The organism is Halobellus rufus (assembly GCF_000739575.1).
In the GTDB taxonomy this organism is placed as follows: domain Archaea; phylum Halobacteriota; class Halobacteria; order Halobacteriales; family Haloferacaceae; genus Haloquadratum; species Haloquadratum rufum.
The window spans coordinates 17,639-38,134 of the sequence record NZ_BBJO01000011.1 but is presented as its reverse complement, the minus strand read 5'-3'; the positions used below and the strand labels follow the sequence as shown (position 1 = coordinate 38,134).

The 20,496-nt window shown below is 69.0% G+C and carries 22 protein-coding genes and 1 tRNA gene; 11 read left to right on the top strand and 12 right to left on the bottom strand.

All coding sequences use genetic code 11. The features are described 5' to 3' along the window. Nucleotides 1-2 precede the first annotated feature (2 nt). From trpG to trpD, 4 genes are read right to left on the bottom strand one after another with little or no spacing between them, the layout of a single operon-like run. A complete protein-coding gene (gene trpG / locus ACP99_RS05950; RefSeq protein ID WP_049985713.1) occupies nt 3-665 on the bottom strand; it encodes an anthranilate synthase component II in 663 nt (220 codons plus the stop codon). After that, nucleotides 662-2,428 carry an anthranilate synthase component I gene (trpE, locus tag ACP99_RS05945; protein WP_049985712.1) on the bottom strand — a complete coding sequence of 589 codons (1,767 nt, stop codon included), beginning with the start codon at nt 2,426-2,428 and terminating at the stop codon, nt 662-664. Before trpE ends, trpG begins: the two co-directional genes overlap by 4 nt. Then, nucleotides 2,425-3,123, bottom strand: a complete 699-nt coding sequence (locus ACP99_RS05940; protein WP_049985711.1) for a phosphoribosylanthranilate isomerase — start codon at nt 3,121-3,123, stop codon at nt 2,425-2,427. Before ACP99_RS05940 ends, trpE begins: the two co-directional genes overlap by 4 nt. 1 nt (nt 3,124) lies before the next feature. Continuing rightward, nucleotides 3,125-4,147, bottom strand: coding sequence for an anthranilate phosphoribosyltransferase (gene trpD, locus ACP99_RS05935; protein ID WP_049985742.1), 1,023 nt, complete (start codon nt 4,145-4,147; stop codon nt 3,125-3,127). A 263-nt stretch (nt 4,148-4,410) separates the two neighbouring features. Between trpD and ACP99_RS05930 the strand changes: the two genes are divergently transcribed. From ACP99_RS05930 to ACP99_RS05915, 4 genes are all read left to right on the top strand, one after another. Next, a tRNA-Val gene (locus ACP99_RS05930) sits at nt 4,411-4,485 on the top strand. A 167-nt stretch (nt 4,486-4,652) separates the two neighbouring features. Further along, nucleotides 4,653-5,285, top strand: a complete 633-nt coding sequence (locus ACP99_RS05925) for an MBL fold metallo-hydrolase (protein WP_197052370.1) — start codon at nt 4,653-4,655, stop codon at nt 5,283-5,285. 125 nt (nt 5,286-5,410) lie between these two features. Continuing rightward, nucleotides 5,411-6,136 carry a ferredoxin Fer gene (fer, locus tag ACP99_RS05920; RefSeq protein ID WP_049985710.1) on the top strand — a complete coding sequence of 242 codons (726 nt, stop codon included), beginning with the start codon at nt 5,411-5,413 and terminating at the stop codon, nt 6,134-6,136. A 125-nt stretch (nt 6,137-6,261) separates the two neighbouring features. Next, nucleotides 6,262-7,407 (top strand): CBS domain-containing protein, encoded by a 1,146-nt coding sequence (locus ACP99_RS05915; RefSeq protein ID WP_049985709.1) that lies wholly within the window; start codon nt 6,262-6,264, stop codon nt 7,405-7,407. Between the two features lie 18 nt (nt 7,408-7,425). Here the strand turns inward: ACP99_RS05915 and radB are convergent, their stop codons facing one another. Further along, nucleotides 7,426-8,121 carry a DNA repair and recombination protein RadB gene (gene radB, locus ACP99_RS05910; RefSeq protein WP_049985740.1) on the bottom strand — a complete coding sequence of 232 codons (696 nt, stop codon included), beginning with the start codon at nt 8,119-8,121 and terminating at the stop codon, nt 7,426-7,428. A gap of 134 nt (nt 8,122-8,255) precedes the next feature. On the opposite strand from radB, the gene ACP99_RS05905 reads away from it, so the two are divergent. Beyond that, nucleotides 8,256-9,047: a hypothetical protein gene (locus ACP99_RS05905; protein ID WP_049985708.1), complete on the top strand. Its 792-nt coding sequence runs from the start codon at nt 8,256-8,258 to the stop codon at nt 9,045-9,047. 146 nt (nt 9,048-9,193) lie between these two features. Further along, nucleotides 9,194-9,352, top strand: coding sequence for a hypothetical protein (locus ACP99_RS20410; protein WP_197052369.1), 159 nt, complete (start codon nt 9,194-9,196; stop codon nt 9,350-9,352). A gap of 23 nt (nt 9,353-9,375) precedes the next feature. On the opposite strand, the gene larC is transcribed toward ACP99_RS20410, so the two are convergent. Next, nucleotides 9,376-10,776, bottom strand: coding sequence for a nickel pincer cofactor biosynthesis protein LarC (gene larC, locus ACP99_RS05900; protein WP_049985707.1), 1,401 nt, complete (start codon nt 10,774-10,776; stop codon nt 9,376-9,378). Nucleotides 10,777-10,965: 189 nt separating this feature from the next. Between larC and ACP99_RS05895 the strand changes: the two genes are divergently transcribed. The 3 genes from ACP99_RS05895 (at nt 10,966) to ACP99_RS05890 (ending at nt 14,368) form a co-directional block, all read left to right on the top strand. Continuing rightward, nucleotides 10,966-13,191, top strand: coding sequence for a CDC48 family AAA ATPase (locus ACP99_RS05895; RefSeq protein ID WP_049985706.1), 2,226 nt, complete (start codon nt 10,966-10,968; stop codon nt 13,189-13,191). 130 nt (nt 13,192-13,321) lie between these two features. Continuing rightward, nucleotides 13,322-13,477, top strand: a complete 156-nt coding sequence (locus ACP99_RS19865) for a rubrerythrin-like domain-containing protein (RefSeq protein ID WP_156105608.1) — start codon at nt 13,322-13,324, stop codon at nt 13,475-13,477. Nucleotides 13,478-13,711: 234 nt separating this feature from the next. Then, nucleotides 13,712-14,368 carry a lactate utilization protein gene (locus ACP99_RS05890; protein ID WP_049985705.1) on the top strand — a complete coding sequence of 219 codons (657 nt, stop codon included), beginning with the start codon at nt 13,712-13,714 and terminating at the stop codon, nt 14,366-14,368. A 27-nt stretch (nt 14,369-14,395) separates the two neighbouring features. Here the strand turns inward: ACP99_RS05890 and ACP99_RS05885 are convergent, their stop codons facing one another. Both ACP99_RS05885 and ACP99_RS05880 read right to left on the bottom strand, forming a co-directional pair. Next, nucleotides 14,396-14,818, bottom strand: coding sequence for a universal stress protein (locus ACP99_RS05885; RefSeq protein WP_049985704.1), 423 nt, complete (start codon nt 14,816-14,818; stop codon nt 14,396-14,398). Nucleotides 14,819-14,898: 80 nt separating this feature from the next. Further along, complete coding sequence (locus ACP99_RS05880; protein WP_081927187.1) at nt 14,899-16,731, bottom strand: ATP-binding protein; 1,833 nt, start codon at nt 16,729-16,731, stop codon at nt 14,899-14,901. A 131-nt stretch (nt 16,732-16,862) separates the two neighbouring features. On the opposite strand from ACP99_RS05880, the gene ACP99_RS05875 reads away from it, so the two are divergent. Continuing rightward, nucleotides 16,863-17,210, top strand: coding sequence for a DUF7113 family protein (locus tag ACP99_RS05875; RefSeq protein ID WP_049985703.1), 348 nt, complete (start codon nt 16,863-16,865; stop codon nt 17,208-17,210). A gap of 16 nt (nt 17,211-17,226) precedes the next feature. Here ACP99_RS05875 and ACP99_RS05870 read toward each other — a convergent pair whose 3' ends face one another. Next, nucleotides 17,227-18,531, bottom strand: coding sequence for a DNA double-strand break repair nuclease NurA (locus tag ACP99_RS05870; RefSeq protein WP_049985702.1), 1,305 nt, complete (start codon nt 18,529-18,531; stop codon nt 17,227-17,229). A 59-nt stretch (nt 18,532-18,590) separates the two neighbouring features. Between ACP99_RS05870 and ACP99_RS05865 the strand changes: the two genes are divergently transcribed. Beyond that, nucleotides 18,591-19,250, top strand: coding sequence for an HAD family hydrolase (locus ACP99_RS05865; RefSeq protein ID WP_049985701.1), 660 nt, complete (start codon nt 18,591-18,593; stop codon nt 19,248-19,250). Here ACP99_RS05865 and ACP99_RS05860 read toward each other — a convergent pair whose 3' ends face one another. From ACP99_RS05860 to ACP99_RS05850, 3 genes are all read right to left on the bottom strand, one after another. Further along, the gene (locus ACP99_RS05860; RefSeq protein ID WP_049985700.1) at nt 19,251-19,658 is read right to left on the bottom strand and encodes a hypothetical protein; all 408 of its coding nucleotides are present in this window, start codon (nt 19,656-19,658) and stop codon (nt 19,251-19,253) included. It abuts the gene before it with no gap. A 109-nt stretch (nt 19,659-19,767) separates the two neighbouring features. After that, a complete protein-coding gene (locus tag ACP99_RS05855; RefSeq protein ID WP_049985699.1) occupies nt 19,768-20,214 on the bottom strand; it encodes a DUF2240 family protein in 447 nt (148 codons plus the stop codon). Between the two features lie 63 nt (nt 20,215-20,277). Beyond that, the gene (locus ACP99_RS05850) at nt 20,278-20,478 is read right to left on the bottom strand and encodes a hypothetical protein (protein WP_049985698.1); all 201 of its coding nucleotides are present in this window, start codon (nt 20,476-20,478) and stop codon (nt 20,278-20,280) included. Nucleotides 20,479-20,496: the final 18 nt, after the last annotated feature.

Here is a 20,496-nt window from a genome sequence, read left to right as displayed (position 1 = left end):
CCTCAGGGGCGCGCCGCGCTCGTCGCCTCGTGCCCGCGGACGCACTCGTCGAGGAAGTTCCGCACCACGTCGTGGCCCACGCCCGTCAGCACCGACTCCGGGTGGAACTGCACGGCCTCGATCGGGAACTCGCGGTGGCGGACGCCCATCACGAGTTCCGTGGTCGACCCCTCCTCGGAGTCGTCCCCGAGCGCGTGCGCCGTCGTCGCCGACATCTCGAAGCAGTCGGGGACGTCGGTGGCGACGAGCGAGTGGTAGCGCCCGGCCTGAAAGCCCTGATCGAGCCCGGCGAAGACGCCGCGGCCGTCGTGATCGACGGGGTAGGCCTTGCCGTGGATCGGCTCGGGCGCGTGCCCGATCTCGCCGCCGTAGGCGTACACCGCGGCTTCGAGGCCGAGACAGACCCCGAGCGTCGGGACCGTCTCCGAGAGCGACGTCAGGACCTCGGTGGTGACGCCGACGTCGCGGTCGTTCTTCGGGTGCCCCGGCCCGGGGCTGATGACGATGGCGTCGGGGTCGAGGTCGCGCAACTCCTCGATGCCGGCGGTGTTCTTCCTGACGAGCACCTCGACGGGTTCGCCGTCGACGCGCTGCTCGGAGAAGTACTCCACGAGGTTGTACGTGAACGAGTCGAAGTTGTCGACGACGAGCAGTCGCAGGGTCATCGCGACGCCTCCCCCGAGAGCGGTTTCTCGCCCGGAGCCTCGCCGGACGCGTCGCTCTCGTCGGGCGTCTCACCGGACGCGCCCCTATCGTCTGCCGTCTCGCCCCCCTCGCGCTCGATCCGCTCGACCGCCGAGAGAACGCCCCCCATCTTCTGTTCGGTCTCCTCGTACTCGGCGGTCGGGTCGCTGTCGGCGACGATACCGGCGCCCGCCCGCACCGAGATCACGTCCTCCGCGCCGCTCCGATCGACCGTGGCCGTGCGGATGACGATCGCGAAGTCCGCGTCGCCGGACCACGAGTAGTAGCCGACGCCGCCGCCGTAGACGCCTCTGGGCTCCAGTTCGAGGTCGTCGACGATCTCCATCGCGCGGACCTTCGGCGCGCCGGTGAGCGTCCCCGCGGGGAACGTCGCCCGGGTGGCGTCGAACGCGTCCGCACCGTCGGGGTACTCGCCGTTCGGACGCTCCGCGCGGGCGAGAGTGCCCGTGACGGTCGATTCGATGTGCTGGACGTGGCTGTACTTCAGGACGTTCATGAACTCCTCGACGCGGACGCTGCCGGGCTGGGAGACCCGGCGGACGTCGTTGCGCGCGAGGTCGACGAGCATCGTGTGCTCGGCGCGCTCTTTCGCGTCCGCGAGCATCTCGCCGGCGAGGCGTCGGTCCTCGACCGGGCTCGTCCCGCGCTGGCACGTCCCCGCGATGGGGTTCGAGACGACGCGGTCGCCCCGTACCGAGACCAGCGTCTCGGGGCTCGCGCCGACGATGTGGCGGTCGTCGTGCCGGAGGACGTACATATACGGCGAGGGGTTGATCTCCCGCAGCGCCTCGTAGAGGCCGAGCGGGTCGACCTCCCCGTACAGCTCGCGGACACGGGAGATGACGCCCTGGTAGATGTCGCCGTCGAGGACGTGTTCCTTCGTCGTCCGCACCGCGGCCTCGTACTCGGCTTTCGGCCCGGCCGACTCGCCACTGCGCACGAAGCCGCCCGTCTCGGGCGGCGTCGCGTCCGCGAGCGTCGCGGCGACCTCGTCGGCCTCCGAGACGAGTTCGTCGTAGACGTCGCCGGGGTCGTCGTCGGGGGCGACGACGGGCGTCAGGACGAGCGACGCCGCGTCGCGTGCGTGATCGAACGAGAGCGTCTTCGTCGTGAGGACGAACTGCGCGTCGGGCGTGTCGGTCTCGGGGCGCTCGACGCCGACCTCCGAGAGCCAGAGGTCGTAGACGGCCTCGTAGGCCAAGAAGCCGACCATCCCACCGCGGAGCTGCTGGCGCTCCTCCTCGGGGAAGCCGACGCGCGGCAGCTCGGGGAACGCGTCGCGGAGCCGGTCGAGGACGTCTCGCTCCCCGTCGGCGTCCGTCGTGTCGACGTCGACGTACTCGGCCGCGCGGCCGCCGAGGCGCTCGACGTCGACGCCGTCTGGATCGACCGTGATGACGGCGTCGGGGTCGTACCCGACGAACGAGAAGCGCGCGTGCCGATCGGCCGTCACGTGATCGGGTGCGAACGCGCCCGCGGGGTCGCTGGAAGCCGTCTTCTCGGCGCTCTCGAGCAGGAACCCGTAGTCGCTCCGGTCCGACAGGGCGGCGTAGGCGGTCATCGGCGTCACGTCCGGCAGGTCGGCCGTGACGTGCGCGACGACCGGGCCGTCCTGCGCGTCGGTCGCCGCCGCGACGTCCGCGACGAACGATTCCCGCGACTGCGAGAGCGGGGTGTCGTTCGCCGCGGGTTCGCCCGACTCAGCCTCGCGCTCGTCGCTCACGACGAGACCTCCTCGAACGTCGCCGTCGCGTCGCCCTCGTCGTCCAGTTCGCTGGCCGTGTCGGCCGCGGCAACGGCGTTCGCGACGAACGCGCGGACGGCCTCGTGGTCCTTCTCCCCGCCCGTCGACTCGACGCCGCTCGCGACGTCGACGGCGTAGGGGCGGACCGTCTCCACCGCCTCGGCGACGTTGTCGGGCGTCAGTCCTCCCGCGAGGATCACCGGCGCGTCGAGCGTCGCGGCGACCGCGGCGGTCGCCTCCCAGTCGTGGGTCTTGCCGGTCCCACCCGCGCCCTCGTCGTCGACGGAGTCGACGAGCACGGCGTCGACGGCCGGGGCGACGGCGCGGGCGCGCTCCGGATCGGCCGCGTCGACGACGGCGACGAGATCCGCAGTGACGCGCTCGCGGATCGTTTCGAGTCCGGCCGCGGAGAACTCCCCGTGTAACTGGAGCGCGTCGGGCGCGACTCGCTCGGCCGCCGAAACGGCCTCGGCGACCGTCTCCGGCATCGTGACGAGCGTCGTCGTGAGAAACGGCGGCGCGGCGTCGAAGAGCGCCGCGGCGTCGTCGAGCGAGACCTCCCGCGGCGTGTCGACCGGCACCTCGGCGATCGCGCCGACCGCGTCGGCCCCCGCCCGCTCGACAGCGCGGAGGTCCGCCTCGTTCGTCACGCCGCAGACTTTCACCCGAACCATCTCAGCGCTCCACCGCGGCGTCGAGCGGTTCGCAGAGCGCCTCGAACGTTGCCGTCGCGTCGCCCTCGTCGATCGCGTTCGCGGCCGCCTCGACGCCCGACTCGACGCTGTCGGCGATGCCGGCGACGTAGATCGCCGCTCCGGCGTTCGCGAGGATGATGTCCCGCTTCGGGCCGGTGACATCGCCCGTCACGATGCCGCGGAGGTCGGCCGCGTTCTCCTCGGGGCTCCCGCCCGCGACGGCGTCGATCGGCGCGCTATCGAGCCCGATCGACTCGGGCGTGATCGTGTACTCCTCGATCTCGTCGCCGTGGACCTCGGCGACGGCGGTCTCGTCGTGCAGCGCGATCTCATCCATCCCGGAGCCGTGGACGACGAGCGCGCGGTCGACGGACATGTGCGAGAGTGCCCGCGCGAGGATTGGAACGAGGTCCTCGTCGTAGACGCCGACGACCTGCGCGTCCGCGCCCGCGGGATTCGTCAGCGGCCCGAGCACGTTGAAGATCGTCCGCATCCCCAGTTCCTTCCGCGGGCCGATGACGGCCTTCATCGCCGGGTGGAACACCGGCGCGAGCATGAAGCCGATCCCGTCGCGCTCGATGGCGGCCTCGACGGCCGGCGGTTCGGCCTCGACGTCGGCCCCGGCGACCTCCAGCACGTCCGCGCTCCCCGAGGACGAGGACACCGAGTAGTTGCCGTGCTTCGCGACCGCCGCGCCCGCCCCCGCGGCGACGATCGCGCTCGTCGTCGAGACGTTGATCGTGTTGTAGTCGTCGCCGCCGGTCCCGCAGGTGTCGACGAGCGGGGCGCGGTCCGGTTCGATCGTCCGGGCGGCGTCGCGCATCCCCTGCGCGAACCCCGCGATCTCGGTCTCGGTCTCCCCTTTCGCGCGCAGCGCCGCGAGCAGCGCGCCGATCTGCGCCTCCGTCGCGTCCTCGAAGACGAGACCGGCCGCCTCGCGTGACTCTTCTTGCGTCAGGTCCTCGCCGCCGGCCGCTCGTTCGATGTAATCTTGGAGTGTCATCGTGGTCATAAATGTACGTGTTCGTGTTGTAGTGAACAACTTCGTTCATCAGTATAAGACTGTCGGAGCGGCCAGTGGTCGATCTATCTCCCACGCGGGATCCGCTGGCGTGCGATGACGCCGAACCGCAACGCCGCCACGAGGCGTCGCCAGCGCGCGAAAATCGAACGACGGCACCGTCCGTTCCCGAAACGAAACCTTCAATTACGTCCCCGGGAAACGAAGTAATGCGCTCAGATGGGCGCGACGTGAGCAGATCAGACGGGTTGGTGGTCTAGTCTGGTTATGACACCTCCTTGACATGGAGGAGGCCGGCGATTCAAATTCGCCCCAACCCACTTTCTTCTCGAAGCGATCGACAGTTCGAGTGACTCCGCCGTCTCGGTGCGTTTCGCGAACGCCGGGACAGTCACAAACCAGACGGCGAGAGAGACGAGACGGCAGACACTTCGCGTCACGCACGTTCGACCCGAACCACTAATTCGCGAGCGACCGCACCCCCGGTATGATCGACGAAGTCGTCCCAGGCGTGTACGACATCACGACGCAGACGCGGCCCGACGGCGGTCGGTTCCGAGTGTACCTCTTCGACGGCGAGACGCCGACGCTCGTCGACACCGGCCTCGGAGATGGAATCGATCGGATCGTCGACGCCGTCGACGAGGTCGGCGTCGACCCGGAACGGCTCCTCATCACCCACGGCGATCACGACCACGTCGGCGGTTTCGACGCGGTCGTCGACGCCTTCGACCTCGAAACGTGGGTCCCGGAGCAGACGGACGTCGGCGGTCTGCGCAACGAACCGGACCACCGCTACACCGAGGGCACGCCGATCGGCGACTTCGTCCCCGTCCACCTCCCGGGACACCGCGCGGACAACCACGCGCTGGTGGACGAACGCCGGGGCGTCGCCGTGCTGGGCGATGCGGCGTTCGGCTCCGACCGCCGCGGCCTTCCCGCGGGGTATCTCGTCCCGCCGCCGGCGGCGTTCTCCGAGGACGTCCACGAGGGGGAGTTGCGGTTGCGCGACCTGCTCGAGTACGACTTCGACGTCGCGCTCGTGTTCCACGGGTCGTCGGTCACGGAGCACGCGCGCGAACGGCTGGCTGCCTACGTCGACTTCCCCGAGCCGAACTGACCCGTCGCAGGACAACCGCTTGGCCGCAAGCCGACCGATCCGCCGCACGCGACCGGTCTCCGCGGTCGTTCTCGGCTCGTGGCAGAGAGAGAGGACTTAACCCCGTCATCTCCTAAGACCCGCGCGTGGAGTCGCCGTACGACGTACTGGGAATCGACGCCGACGCCGACGAGGACGCGGTCGTGCGGGCGTACCGCCGCCGGGTGAAGGAGGCCCACCCGGACCACGGCGGGTCGCTCGCGGAGTTCGAGCGCGTCCGACGCGCCTACGAGCACATCGCCGCCGGACGCGACCCGTCGACGTTCGAGGCGAGCGCGTCAGACGGGGAGCCGGGGACGTCCGCCGCGCGAAACGGGACCGTCCGAGACGACGCGTCCGCTGCGGATCGATCCGCGGCCGAGGAACCCGAGGAGGAGGACGAGGACGCGCTCGGTCCGACCGTCGAATACCTCGACTACGAGGCGGTCGAGGCGCACGGCTGGGAGCTCACCGACGAGGACCTCTTCGAGAAGGCCGCCGCTGCCGACCTCGGTGTCGACACGCACGGCCTCCTCGTCGTCGACGAACGGGAGACGCTCCTGGAGGCGGCCGAGCGGTACGGGTTCTCGTGGCCCTACGCCTGCCGCGGCGGCGCGTGTGCGAACTGCGCCGTCGCCGTCGTCGAGGGCGAGGTCGAGATGCCGGTGAGCACCATCCTGACAGACGAGATGAAAGCGCAGGGCATCCGGCTGTCCTGCATCGGCGAACCGGTCACGGACGATCTGAAAGTCGTGTTCAACATCGAGAAGCTGCCGGGGCTGGCGGAGCTCAGACTGCCCGCCGAGCAGTTCAACGCCCGGGCCGACGACTGAACGTCGTCGCGAGTCGCCTGACCGACAGGTCCGCTCGGACGCCTTCGCCGCCGCCAAGGCGCTGAGAACGGGACGAAGTTTCAAGACGGCAGCCGGCGTATCACCGACTGGAGGCGACTACAACTATGGATATTACTGATATTGCCACTCCTGATTTCGTCGAAGTCGACGTCGACAAGCGCCTTGGGAAGATTCGCGCCATCTTCGAGCGCGAGAACCCCCGGGGAATCGTCGTCACCGAGGAGGGTGAGTACGTCGGCATCATCGGCGAGAAACAGCTCGTCCGGTCCCGGATGGAGGACGACACGAAAGCCTCCGTCGTGATGAAGTCGGCGCCGCGGGTGGACCGCCACGAGGACGTCCGCGAGACCGCGCGGATGCTCGTCGAGGGCGACGTGAACGTCGCGCCGGTGTTCGAGGGCGAGAAGCTCTACGGCGTCATCAGCAGCGACACCATCCTCGACGCCGTCCTCGACAACTTGGATGCGATCTCCGTCGGAGACATCCAATCTGAGGACATCGTCAGCGTCAGCGAGAAGTCCCACGTCGGACAGGCGATCAACAAGCTCCGCGAGCACGGCATCTCCCGGCTGCCGGTCGTCGACGACGACAGCGGCAAGCTCACGGGCATCGTCACGACGCACGACCTCGTCGACTTCGTCGTCCGCGACGACACCCGACAGGGGCGCGGCGACCGACGCGGCGACCTCGATCGGATGTTGGACCTGCCCGTCTACGACCTGATGTCCTCGCCGGTCGTCACGGCGACGCCCGCCGAGACCGTCGACGAGGCGGTCGAACGGATGTTCGAGAACGACATCTCCGGGCTCGTGGTGACGTCGACCGAGAGCGACGCCGAAGTGCAGGGGATCGTGACGAAGACCGACGTCCTTCGCGCGCTGACGTTCACCGAGGAGGAGAGTATGGACGTCCAGATCACCAACGTCAGCCTGCTGGAGACGCTCACGCGACAGGAGGTCGTCGAGTCGATCACCTCCGTCGTCGACAAGTACCAGCAGATGCAGGTGCTGCACGCGCACGTCCGCTTCCACGAGCACAAGGAGAAGCTCCGCGGCACGCCGCTGATCCAGTGTCAGATCCGCCTGCGTACCAGTCACGGCCAGATCGCCGGCAGCGGCGAGGGCTACGGCGCGGAGCACGCCTTCCACGTCGCGCTCGACAAGCTCGAACGCAACGTCCTCGAACTGAAGGGACTCAACGCCGACGAGAAGTACCGCGGCCAGCTCATCCGGAAGCTCGGCGAACTCTAAGGTCGACTTCTTTCGGACTCAGATGTCGACGTCGGCGAGCCCGTCTCCGGTGATCTCGAACGTCGCCGACTCGCCGGCCGGTTTCGACCGGTGTTTCTCCAGCGTCGCGCGCCTGTTGCCGCCCCGGAAGCGGTCGAGGCGGACGACCGCGCCCGTCCAGTGTTCCAGCGTGTGCCCGCCGAGCGCCCGCGAGCGGTCGCTGTCGGGATCGGTGAACACCTGGTTCGTGATGACGATCGCGAGGTCGTGTTTCCGTGCCAGCGAGAGCAGGTGCGTCACCTGACGAGCGACGCGGCGGAGCGACTCGCCGGCGTCGCCGTCACCGGTCCGTTCGAGCCGGTAGAAGCCGGTCGCGCTGTCGAGGACGATCAGCTCCGCGTGGTCGGCGAACTCCTCGGCGTCGCGGACGGCCTCCTCCTGCTCCTCGAAGTCGTGCGCCTCGGAGACGACGAGCCGGGAGGTGACGTCTTCGATCGACTGCTCCCCGCCCGCGGCGGCCTCCGCGAGCTGACGGAATCGATCGACTGAGAGCCCCTCGGTGTCGATGTAGACCGCCGTCCCGCCGTCGGCCGCGACCGAGACGGCCGCCGAGAGCGCGAGGTTCGTCTTCCCGGCGGCCGGCGGCCCGTAGAGTTGCGTGACGGTGCCGCGCTCGAAGCCCCCGCCCAGCAGCTCGTCGAGCGAGCGACACCCCGTGGTGAGTGCGTCGGACACGCCGGGGTCTCGGTCGGCATCGGCGAAAAACCCCCCGGTCGCGAGCACCCGCTGAGCGCTGGTGAGTCCGACGCGACGCTCGGCTCGATCGCCCTCGCGACACCTTTTATATCGAGACGGCGCAAGGTCCGTCAGTGATCGTCGTCGCGACCGACGACTTCGAGCTGTACCACGACGTCGTCGACGAACTGCGGGACCGCGGAGTCGCTTTCACCACGCGGGAACCCGGCGAGGAACTCCCCGAGGGGACGCGGGTAGTGATCCGCTCGTCGACCGACGAGGCGTTCGACGGGGCGGGGACGACGGCCGGGTCACCGCCCGCGGGCGTCGAAACGGTCGTCGCGACCGCCGAGGAGGCCCGCAGAGCGGTCGAAGAGGCTGTCGCGATCCTCCGCGGTGGCGGCGGACGGACCGTCGTCGGCGTCGACCCCGGCGTGCGGCCCGGGATCGCCGTGCTCAACGGCGAGACGATCGTCTCCGCGTTTCAGGTCCCCTTGGCCGACGCGGTCGAGACGATCCGCCGGGAGGTCGCGGACGCGCCCGACCCGCTCGTGCGGATCGGCGACGGCGCGCGGTTGCAGGGCTCGCAGTTGATCAACGACCTCGACGAGGTCGCGGTCGAGATCGTCGACGAGACGGGGACGACGCCGTATCTCGGCACCGGCGCGCGCGGGATGGGCGACGTGCTCGCGGCGGTCAACATCGCGCGGCTCTCCGGGGAGGCGATCGACTCGCGGACCGTCGAACCGACCGCGGGCGAACTCCAGCGGATCAAGGACCGCTCGCGCCGTCAGTCTGCGGACGGCCGGACGATCGACGAGGGGCTCGCCCGGCGGGTCGCGGCCGGCGAACTCACGGTCGACGAGGCCCTCGAAACGCACCGGGCGCGCGACGGGCCGAACGACGCCGATCGGGAAGTGGACTGACGTGCATCCCGCCGTCGACTCCCGCTACGGCGCTCACAGGACGGCGACCACAGCGAGAGGGTCTAGCGGCCGGGAACGAGCGGTCGGGAGCGAGACGGGGGTAGCGGCCGTACTTTTAGGTCCGTGGGCGGCGTACGCGGACCCGTATGAGCGACAAAACCTCCGAAGCCGTAGAGCGCGTGCGACAGACGTTCGAAGACGCGGCGGACGACGCCGAGGAGATGAGCGAGAAGGCGCGACAGGAGGTCCGAGACGCGATCGACGACCTCGAAGCGCGGATCGATCAGCTCCGAGACCGCAAGTAGCGATTCAGAACCGCCCGTCTCGGTCACTCACCGTCGCGGACGGCCGACTCGGCCCGTTGCATTACGTCGCGAGCGGGTAGCCCGGTCGCCTCGGCGACCCTCACGGCGACGTCGTACTCTGCGCTGTAGTCGTAGACGGTTCCGTCGGCGTCGCTGGCGACCTTGACGGGGACCTCGTAGCGCTCGCCGTCGATCTCCAGACCGGCCGATCGGAACTCCCGCGACGCGGTCCAGCGGTGCCCCGCGCCGTGCTCGCGGATCCCGAGCGTCCCGGTCTCGACGGCGAGGCGGTGGGCGACCCGCTCGGCGTCCTCGGGCTTGACGACGACTTTGACGAGGTGGCCCGGGCGGGACTTCTTCATCGTCGTCGGCACGACGCTCACGTCGCGCGCGCCGGCCTCGGCGAGCGTCGACTGGAGGCCCCCCAGCACCTCGGGGGAGACGTCGTCGACGTTCGTCTCGAGCACCGTGATCTCGTCGCGCTGGAGGCGAGTGCCGCCGTCGCCGACGATGGCGCGCAGCACGTTCGGTCGGTCCGGGAAGTCCCAGCCGCCCGCGCCGTATCCGACGCTGTCGACCGTCAGCGCGGGCAGCGAGTCGACGCCCTCGGCGAAGTGTGCGAGGATCGCCGCGCCCGTGGGCGTGAGCAGCTCCGCGTCGACGGGGCCGCCCTGCAGCGACCAGTCGGCTCCCGCGGCGATCTCGACGACCGCGGGCGCGGGGACAGGATACTCGCCGTGGGCCATCCCCTGCGTGCCGTCGCCGGTCGACAGCGGCGTCGTGACGACTCTGTCGACGCCGAGGTCGTCGACGAGCAGCGCGACGCCGACGACGTCGGCGATGGCGTCGTCCGCTCCCACCTCGTGGAAGTGCGTCGATTCGAGGTCGGTGTCGTGGACCGTCGACTCGGCCTCCCCGAGGCGTCGGAAGATCTCCTTGGCGTCCGATTCGACGCCGGGTGGGAGGTCCAGCGACTCGACGATCTCGACGACCTCCGCGTAGGTTCGGTGCGGGCCGTGGCCCTCCGCGGGCGTCCCGCCCGAATGGCTGTGGCTGTGAGAGTGGCCCTGGCCGTGAGAATGGCTGTGGCCGCGGTCGTGCGAGTGCCCGTGTCCGAGGAAGTACCTGTGGCCGCGATCGTCGGCGTCCCGATCGGCGTCTCCCGACTCGTCGGCGGTGGTGTCGCCGTCGGCGTCGCTGTCAACGTCCCCGGCACTGTGGGCGTCGTCGGTCGGACCATCGAGCAGCACGCGGACGCGGGTCGCCGAAATCCCGTTCTTGTCGACGCGGCCGACGTCGTAGCGGACGTCGAGGGCGTCTTCGACGGGCGCGAGGGCGTCGGGGTCGGCACCGGCCGCGAGCAGCGCCGCGAGGAGCATGTCCCCGCTGGCACCCATCCGGCCGTCGAAGGCGAGTGTGCGCATACGCGATCACTCGCCGCGCGGGGGCAAAGATCCACGCATCGATGTCGCGGTCGGTAAGGATTTGTATCCCCCGAGAGTACATTGTGATAGAGTGTCACGGTTGGGAATCGCGCCCAGTCGGAGACGACCCAGGGAAGGACTTAACCCCGGTCGTGACCCATCTGCGGGACATATCCCCGCGACCAAATCATGAATGAAGTTCAACTCGAAGTGGCGAAGGCGTACCCGAACGACTCGGGGCGCGGCATCGCCCGTCTCGACCCGGACACGCTGCTCCATCTGAAGCTCTCGCCGGGTGACATCATCGAAATCGAGGGCGCAGAAACCACCGCGGCGAAGGTGTGGCGCGCGGACCGGCAGGACTGGAACACGGACACGGTCCGCATCGACGGCTTCACGCGCCAGAACGCCGACGTCAGCATCGGTGAACGCGTGACGATCCGGAAGGCCGAGGAGACGAAAGCCGAGAAACTCGTGCTCGCGCCGCCGGAGGAGGCGAGCGTGCAGTTCGGCTCCGACGCCGCCGGGATGGTCAAGCGGCAGATCCTCAAGCGGCCGGTCGTCGAGCGCGACATCGTCCCGGTGATGTCGTCGACGAACCACCCGTTCATGCGGTCGCCGGGACAGGCCATCCCGCTGATCGCCGTCGAAACGGAACCGGAGGGCGTCTGCCTCGTGACAGAGGACACCGAGGTCGAACTCCGCGAGGAGCCCATCTCGGGCTTCGAGAAAACCGGCGGCGGGATCACCTACGAGGACATCGGCGGCCTCCAGGGCGAGATCCAGCGCGTCCGCGAGATGGTCGAACTCCCGATGAAGCACCCGCAGATCTTCAAGAAGCTGGGGATCGAGCCGCCGCAGGGCGTCCTGCTTCACGGCCCGCCCGGGACGGGAAAGACCCTCTTGGCGAAGGCCGTCGCCAACGAGACCTCCGCGAGCTTCTTCTCCATCGCGGGCCCCGAGATCATCTCGAAGTACTACGGTGAGTCCGAACAGCAGTTGCGCGAGATCTTCGAGGACGCGACCGAGGAGTCGCCGTCGATCATCTTCATCGACGAACTCGACTCGATCGCCCCGAAGCGCGAGGACGTGACCGGCGAGGTCGAACGCCGCGTCGTCGCCCAGTTGCTGACGATGATGGACGGGCTCGAAACCCGCGGGCAGGTCATCGTCATCGCGGCGACGAACCGCGTCGACAGCGTCGACCCCGCGCTGCGCCGCCCGGGCCGCTTCGACCGCGAGATCGAGATCGGCGTGCCCGACGAGACGGGCCGCAAGGAGATCCTGCAGATCCACACCCGCGGGATGCCGCTGTCCGACGACGTCTCCCTGGACCACCTCGCCGACGAGACGCACGGCTTCGTCGGCGCGGACATCGAGTCGCTGACGAAGGAGGCCGCGATGAAGGCCCTTCGAAGGTACCTCCCGGAGATCGACCTCGACGAGGAGGACATCCCGCCGAGCCTCATCGACCGGATGATCGTCAAGCGGCAGGACTTCCAGGGGGCGCTCGCGGACGTCGAGCCCTCGGCGATGCGCGAGGTGCTCGTCGAGTTGCCGAAGGTGTCGTGGGACGACGTCGGCGGGCTCGAAGACCCGAAGCAGACCGTTAAGGAGAGCGTCGAGTGGCCGCTCACCTCCCAAGACAGGTTCGACCGGATGGGCATCGACCCGCCGAAGGGCGTGCTCCTCTACGGCCCGCCCGGGACCGGGAAGACGCTCATCGCGAAGGCCGTCGCCAACGAGACGAACGCGAACTTCATCTCGGTCCGGGGGCCGCAACTGCTCTCGAAGTGGGTCGGCGAGAGCGAGAAGGCCATCCGCCAGACGTTCCGGAAGGCCCGCCAAGTCAGCCCGACGATCATCTTCTTCGACGAGCTCGACAGCCTCGCGCCCGCCCGCGGCAACGAGACCGGCAACAACGTCTCCGAGCGCGTCGTCAACCAGCTGCTGACCGAACTGGACGGACTTGAGGAGAACGGCAACGTGATGGTCATCGCCGCGACCAACCGGCCGGATATGATCGACCCCGCGCTCATCCGCTCGGGCCGGTTCGACCGGCTCGTCCTCATCGGCCAGCCCGACGAGGAGGGCCGCGAGCAGATCCTCAAGATCCACACCCGCAACTCGCCGCTCGCGCCCGACGTGAGCCTGCGCGAGATCGCAGAGATCACCGACGGCTACGTCGGCTCGGACCTCCAGACGATCGCTCGCGAGGCCGCCATCGAGGCGCTGCGGGAGGACGACGAGGCCGAGGAGATCGAGATGCGGCACTTCCGCAAGGCGATGGAGTCCGTCCGGCCGACGATCACCGACGACCTGATGGACTACTACGAGCAGATGCAGGACCAGTTCAAGGGCGGCGGCCGCGAGGGTATCGGCGAGCGCCGCGACGGCCGGATCGGCTTCCAGTAACGTCGCTACCGGCGGTCGGCCCCTCTTCGCTCGTGCGTTTTAATATCTAGATATTCTTTAGTGTCTTAGATTGTCCTTATATGACCTTTTAAGATTAATATTTGTGGCCGGGTCCCGTTCGTAGGGACGCATGCCCCACGGTCAAGACATCGAGGCAGCGAACAGTCCGGACTCGAAGTCGACGTACGAATGCCTCCAGTGCGGCAAACTCGTGACGTCGTTCACGCACCCGGCCACGTGCGAGTGCGGCGGCGAGTTCCAGAACTGGGGAAAATCGCTGGAGTGACTCGTCGGTTCCAGTAACTGAGGGGATAACGGGCCAGTTGACCGAAGAACGACGAGTGGCTTCTGCGCCGTCCTGACGGGACTGTCTCCGCCGCCGAGACGCGCCGATCGAGTAACACGTCGTTTCGCGAACACGCCGGTAACACCCGCGTCACCACCTGATACGGGTGTCCGCGAGCGGTTAAGTGTCGCCAGCGGGTAGTGAACGATGTCGAAACCGACGACTCATTCCACAATGTCACAACAGAAATCCGACTACGTAGACGACACCGAAATCGACGCGACGCTCGATCGAGTCGCGGACGACGACGCGATCGAAACGACCGTCGAGAACCTCGAAGCGAACGGGTTCGACGTCGTCGTCGTCGACTCCGCCGAGGAGGCGCTCGAAACGATCCAGTCGCACATCCCCGCCGGCGCGTCCGTGATGAACGGCCACTCGACGACGCTCGAGGAGATCGGCTTTACGGAGTACCTCTCGGAGGGCGATCACGACTGGGAGAGCCTCCCGGACGAGATCTGGAGCATCGACGACGACGCGGAACGGCAGGCCGCTCGCCGGGACTCGCAGACGGCCGATTACTTCCTCGGCGGCATCAACGCCATCTCCCAGACCGGCGAACTCGTCGCCGCGGACCTCTCGGGAAGCCGGATCGGCGCGTACCCCTTCGCCGCGAGCAACGTCGTCATCGTCAGCGGCGCGAACAAGATCGTGCCGACGCTCGAGGACGCGCTCGATCGCCTCGAATCGGTCGCCTACCCGCTGGAGAACGAGCGCGCTCAGGAGGCCTACGGCGTCGAGTCCGCGATCGCGAAACAGCTCATCTTCCGGCGAGAGACCGAGGAGGGCCGAACGACGGTCGTGCTCGTCCGCGACCAGTTCGGGTACTGAGCACCGACGGACGGCCGACGCGACTTTTCACCTGACGATCGTCACCGGGACCGGCGAGCGCCGCGCGACGTGTTCGGCGACGCTCCCCAAGATGAGCCGCGAGACGCCGCGGCGGCCGTGACTGCCGACGACGACGTGATCGATCTCTTCCTCTTGGGCGACCTCGACGATCGTCGTCGCCGGGCGACCGACTTCGGTCCGCGTGGTCACCCGGTCTTCGCGGCCGAGTTCCGTGCGCGCCTCCTCGAGGATCTCCTCGGCCTCGTCCTTCGCCTCTTGGTACCAGTCCTCGGACCCGCTCGGGAGGACGCTCGCCCGGTAGCCGCGCTTGACGGGATTGATCACGTGCAGGAGCGTCACGCCCACGTCGTCCCATTCGCTGGCGACGAACCGGAGCGCCTGCACCGACTGCGGGGAGCCGTCGACGGGAACGAGCACGTGACTCGGCATAGATTCGAGTACAGGGTGCGGGTACAAAAAACAGGGTCAGAACCGCACAGTCGGTGCGCCGGATCCGGAGTCGCGGGCGGTCACTCCCCGTGGCGAGTCAGACAGACCGGCAGGCCGACGAGTTCGACCGGCTCGGAGTTATCGGGCGAGTAGACGACGAGTTGCCCCTTCTCCATGTACGGCACCTTGTCCTCCAGTTCCGGCGGGATGTTGACGCTCTTGATGGCGTCCTCGTCTCCGAGGTTGAGCACCAACCGGGTGTTGATCTGCTTGAACACCGATTCGGCGACGTCTTGGGGGTCTTGCGTGACTAAGAACAGCCCCAATCGCTCCTTTCGCCCCTGTTTTGCCGCCTCGGTGAACTTCGAGATGACCTTCCGCGCCTGCACGTTGTCGGCGTCCGCGAGGAAGTTGTGCGCCTCGTCCATTCCCAAGAGGAGCGGCGTCTCCTTGATCCGGTCCGAATCGGGCGCGTTCGAGAGCTTGTCGTCGATCAGCAGGCTCGACACCGCGAGGACGAACATCTCCTTCGCGCGGCTGGTCGAGAGGTGATACGTCGGGATCACGGTCAGCCCGCCCGGCCGAACGAGCTGGTGGTCGAGGTCCGTGATCGGTCGCGCCGACTGGTCGAAGACGCCGTCGGGGACGCCTCGGACGCGGCGCTTCACCGCGTCGAAGGTGGCCTCGTGGACCCGCCCGGACTCGTCGAGTTCCTCCTTCATCGCGGGGTCGTCGAGGAACGTCAGGAACTCCGCGTACGTGCCGCCGTCGCCGTACTCGCGGAAGAACCGGTTCAGCAGTTGGACGAGTGCGGGGTACTGGTTCTCGTTGAGGCTGCTGCCCGCGACGAGCCACGGGCGGTCCCGCGCCATCGAGAAGGGAATCGTGAACTCCAGTTGCTCGGCGCGGTGGTTGTCGCCGCCGTAGGGGACGCCGTCCTCCTTCGGTATCAGTGCGACGGTGTCGTCGTGGCCGCCGTGGACGATCCCCTCGCGCTCGTACCGGCGCGCGGTCGCGTCGTCCATCGCGGGGTTGTCGTCGTGCATCTGGGCGTACTCGTCCTGCGGGTCGAACTGGACGACCGCCAGTCTGGCCGACCGCCCGTCGTCCATCTCGTAGGTGCGGTCCGCCGCCAGCAACTGCCGCAGGACGTTCTTCGTCGCGTGCGTCTTGCCCGACCCGGTCCCGCCGGCGACGAGCGTGTGGCGGAACACCAGCGGGTCGCCGTCGTCGTAGTCGTCCCGGAGTCGGTAATCGATCGTCGGCGGCCGCGCGGCGGTGCGGACCTTCTCGCCGCCGACGGAGAGGTGCCCGAGGAAGATGCCCTCCGAGGGGATCGCGAGCCCAGTCTTGATCTGCTCGGGGTCGGTCGCCTCCGCGACGACCGCGCCCGGTTTGGGAACGCGGTCGACCATCCGGCGTTTCAGGTCGTCGACGTCGGCGTCGTCACCGCCTTCGCCGTCTTCGAACAGCACGGCCAGCGGCGCGAGCGACGCGACGAACTTGTAGTCGCGCTCCTCGAACGCGTCGCGACGCATCGCCCGGCGTGCGTGGATCTCGGTGGCGTCGTCGGTCTGGAACTCCTGGGCGTACTCCAGCGCGGTGATCCGCGCGAAGAGCAGTTCGTCGTCCGGGTACGGGACGAGCAGGTACTTCCCGAGGCGGACCGCGTCGCGGTTGTCGCTCGTCACGTACGCCCGCAGCGTCGTGTCGTCGCCGTCCTCGGCGACGCGGAGGCCCTGCGAGACCGCGATCGCACCGAGGCCGCGGTCCTCGCCCGCCGGGTCGACGTCGTACGACTCGAAGGCGACGTCCTCGCCGCTCTCGCCGGAGGGCTCCGTCTCTGTCTGTTCGTCGTCGCTCCCGCCGGACGGTCTGTCCCCGCCGCCGGGCTCGAAATCCCCGAGATCCATCTCGTCTCGTCACTGCGGCGGCGACGACTAAAACGCTCCGCCCGGCGGGCTGAATCGGTGGTTCGCGTCGCGAAGCGCCGTCAGCCGATCGTCTGCCACGCCCTTTTCCCGCTCTGGCACGAAGATCAGGTATGCTCTTAGTGCGCGGCCACGCGGGGGGAACCACGCTGACCGGGACGATCTTCGAGCGCGGCGAGCGTGCGCCCTCGTACAAGGGTGCGCCCGACGAAGACGCCCCCTACGTGTGGGTCTGCGACGAGTTCTACGAGGTCGAGAGCGGCGGCTCGGAGACGACGATCGACGGGGAGACGATCCGGGTCGCCTTCGAGTCGCCGATGCCGCGCGGGTTCGAAACCCGCGAGCGAGCGCTGGAGGCGGCGAAAGAACACGTTCGGACCCAGTTCGCCCGCGTCGGCGTCCCCGAGTCGGAGGTCCGGGTCGAAGTGCTCAAAGAGGAACCGGGCGCAGAACACTCCTGACTACGTCGCTACGATATCAGTCGACCTCGCCCCACCGGACCTCGTCGTAGCGCTTCACCTCGTCGGTTTCGAGCGTCTCGGCGAACTTCCGGCGCAGCGAGGACTTCTCCCTGGCGCTGATGCGCGCGAGCTCGTCCGCTTTCGCGACGGCCTCCGGCGGGCCGCGGTTCGCGGCGACCTCGCCGACGAACTGCCGGGTGAGCGCCTCGCGGATCTCGGGATCGCGGGCGAATGCGTACGGCGCTTCGACCCGGTAGAGGACGTCCGTCCGCGGCTCGTAGACCGCGAAGAAGCACTTCTCGTAGCACTCGGGGTCCAACTTCCGCTCGATCCCGTAGGCGTCGCCGTCGACGGCGACGGTGGCGTCGACGCCGCCGCGGGAGACGAACCAGTTCGTGAACGTCACCTGATCGGTCTGTCGGCCCTCGGGACCGCGGACCGCACCGCCCCCGTCGGAGCCGCTCGCGCCTTCCGCGGCGTCGCCGGGGTCCCGCCGCTCCAACAGGCGCGTGAAGAACGCCGCGTCGTCGGTCCACGGGACGTCGAACTCGACGTCGCTCTCGCGGAGCGTGCCGACGATCCGCTTGGAGGCCGGGTTCTTGACGAACCCGCAGATCGGAACGTCGCGCTCGACGAACGACTCGACGAGCCGGATGTAGTTCTCGACGATCGAGCGGGGCTTCAGCTCCTCGGCGAGTTCTCGGAGCTCCGCGTCGCGCTCGCGCCAGTTGAGCAGTTCGACGGGGTACAGCGGCCCGTCGAGGACGAGCAGGTCGGACACGTCCTCGGCGTGTTCGAGCGCGTGGGCGCTCTCGGCGAGATACAGCGCGAGCGCGTGGACGATCCCCTCCGCGTAGCGGTTGACCCGCGGCACCTGCAGCACGCGCCAGCGGCAGTAGCCCTCGTCGGCCTTCCGCCACGGCTCGTCGATCGGGAGGGTGCCGTCGGTGACGTGCGTCGCCGCGACGATACTCCGGTGTCGGTGGAGGTCGAGGTCCGACGGCACCGCGGCCATCGCGGCCTGCGCGACGTCCAGCACGAGGCCGTTCTTGAACGTCGTGGGGTTGATCGTCCCCGAGTCGAGCCCGTGGACCGTCTCGAAGGGGGGCGTCGCGAGCGCGACGTCCTCGGCGTCGGCCGCGCGGAGCCGCCGCTCGTCGACGGGTTCGAGGACGGCGCGTCCGTCGGGGTCGTACAGCGGGTCGAGAAAGTGCTCCCAGATCTGCGCCGCGACGTCGACGTGGTCCGCGTCGTCCACGTGCCGCGCGAGGTAGGCCGCCAGGTCGGCGATGCTGTCGACGTGGACGGGATCCAGTGTCACGTTCGGGCCGTCGCGGCCCGACGAGAAAAGTCATACGTCCCGGGACCCTCCCTCCGCCCGTGACGATCACTGCGGTCGGGTTCGACCTCGACGAGACGCTCGCCGTGCCGTCGCGGGACCGCGCGCGGATCCTCGCGGACGCGGCCGAGCGAGCGGACGCCCCGCCGCTGTCCCGGGAGGCCTACCTCGACGCTCACGCGCGCAACCTCACCGGCGAGACGCGGACACCTATCTTCGCCGACCTGCTCGCGGACCGCGACGCCGACGCGGATCCGAGGGCCGTCGCGACCGCCTACCGCCGCGAGATCGCCGACGCGCTCGTGCCGCTGCCCGGCGTCGAACCGTTCCTCGAACGGCTTCGCGGTCGGTACCGCGTCGGCCTCCTCACCAACGGCCCCCGAGTCGCCCAGCGCGACAAACTCGACGTCCTCGGCTGGACCGACGCGTTCGACGCGGCCCTCGTGACGGGGGAACTCGACGCCGGAAAGCCCGACGCGGCGGCGTTCGCAGCGCTGCTCGACGCGCTCGGCACCGACGCCGCGGAGACGGCCTACGTCGGCGACGACGTTCACGCCGACGTCGCGGGCGCGGCCGACGCTGGGCTCGTCCCGATTCAAGTCCTCTACGACGGCGGGCCGGAGCCCTCGCCGCGGGCGGCCGTCCACCTGCGCCGCGACGAACTGGTGAGCCGACTGCCCGAGATTCTCGCCGACCTCTGACTACGGTTCGGTCTCCGGGTCGGCCGCGACCGCCCGGAGCGCCGGCAGGAGCCACTTCACCTGCGCGCCGTCCTCGACGAACACGAGCGTCCGCGGCGGGTCGACCGCTTTCGGCCGGACACGCAGGCCCGCCTCGCTCGCGGCGTCGGCGACGTCGTCGACGGCCCGTTCGAAATCGACGCGGACGCGGTCGGGCTGGACGTACACCGACGCGACGCGCGTCGCGGTGGCACCGTCCTCTCCCGCGCGCCGTTCGATCCCGTAAGCGAACGCGCCTTCGGGCGTCGGCTCGACGTCGGGGTCGGCGTCGGAGACGACGAGCGACCCGAGGTCGTCCCCGTGGCCCGTCACCTCCGAGGCGAGAAACTGCGCGATCCGGCGGCCGTCGGTCAGTCGCTCTTCCACCATACCGGGTCATCGAGACCCGACGAAAAGAGCGCTCCGTTCGCGTCTCGCGCTGCGCGGAGCGGTAGTCCGATCGGTTCGGAGCGGTAGCTCGACCGGGTCGTCCACTCCTTCACTCCTCGAACGTCGCCTTCGCTCGCTCGACGGCGTCACCGACGTCGACGCCCCGCTCGCGAGCGTACAGCGCTGCGGCCGCCTCGACGGAGATACCGAGTCGTCGCTGCCGCTCGTTCACGTCGGCGACGGCCTCCTGTTTGTCGCAACCGGCGGCGACGAGCGCGTCGAGGATGCGCTCGAACGCCGACTGCTCGCGCAGGATCGACTGGTCGGGCTCGTACTCGTCGGGGACGGTCACCGACGGCGGGTCGAACTGCGCGACGACGTCGCCGTCCTCGCGCGCGAGCAACCCCCGGCCCGCCGCCACGTCGATGAGACGCTTGGCCTGATCCGGCGAGAACCAGTTCCGGTCCAAAGAGAGCGCGACGACGAACTCGCCCTCGCCGAGCCGTGTCGTCCCCTGCTGTTTGAACGGGACGGCGACGGTGACCTCCAAGCTCATACGAGGTACACGAGCGCCGCCCCACAAGGAGCCCTCGGTTTCGACCCGGTGCGTCGCAGGCGATCACTCGCTCGCCCGCGAGCGGCAACCGCTCAGCGCCCAGAGGACGAACACGAAGCCCTCGATTCGAGCGACGGTGTACACCCACGAGTGGAGTTCGACGTCGTCGTCGACCGCCGCGAGGTCCATCCAGTAATCCACGAACGGCCGCGTGAAGGCCACTTCGAGGACGCCGATCACGAACGCGATCGCTCTGAGGAACATACCGGAACGTAGGCCGCT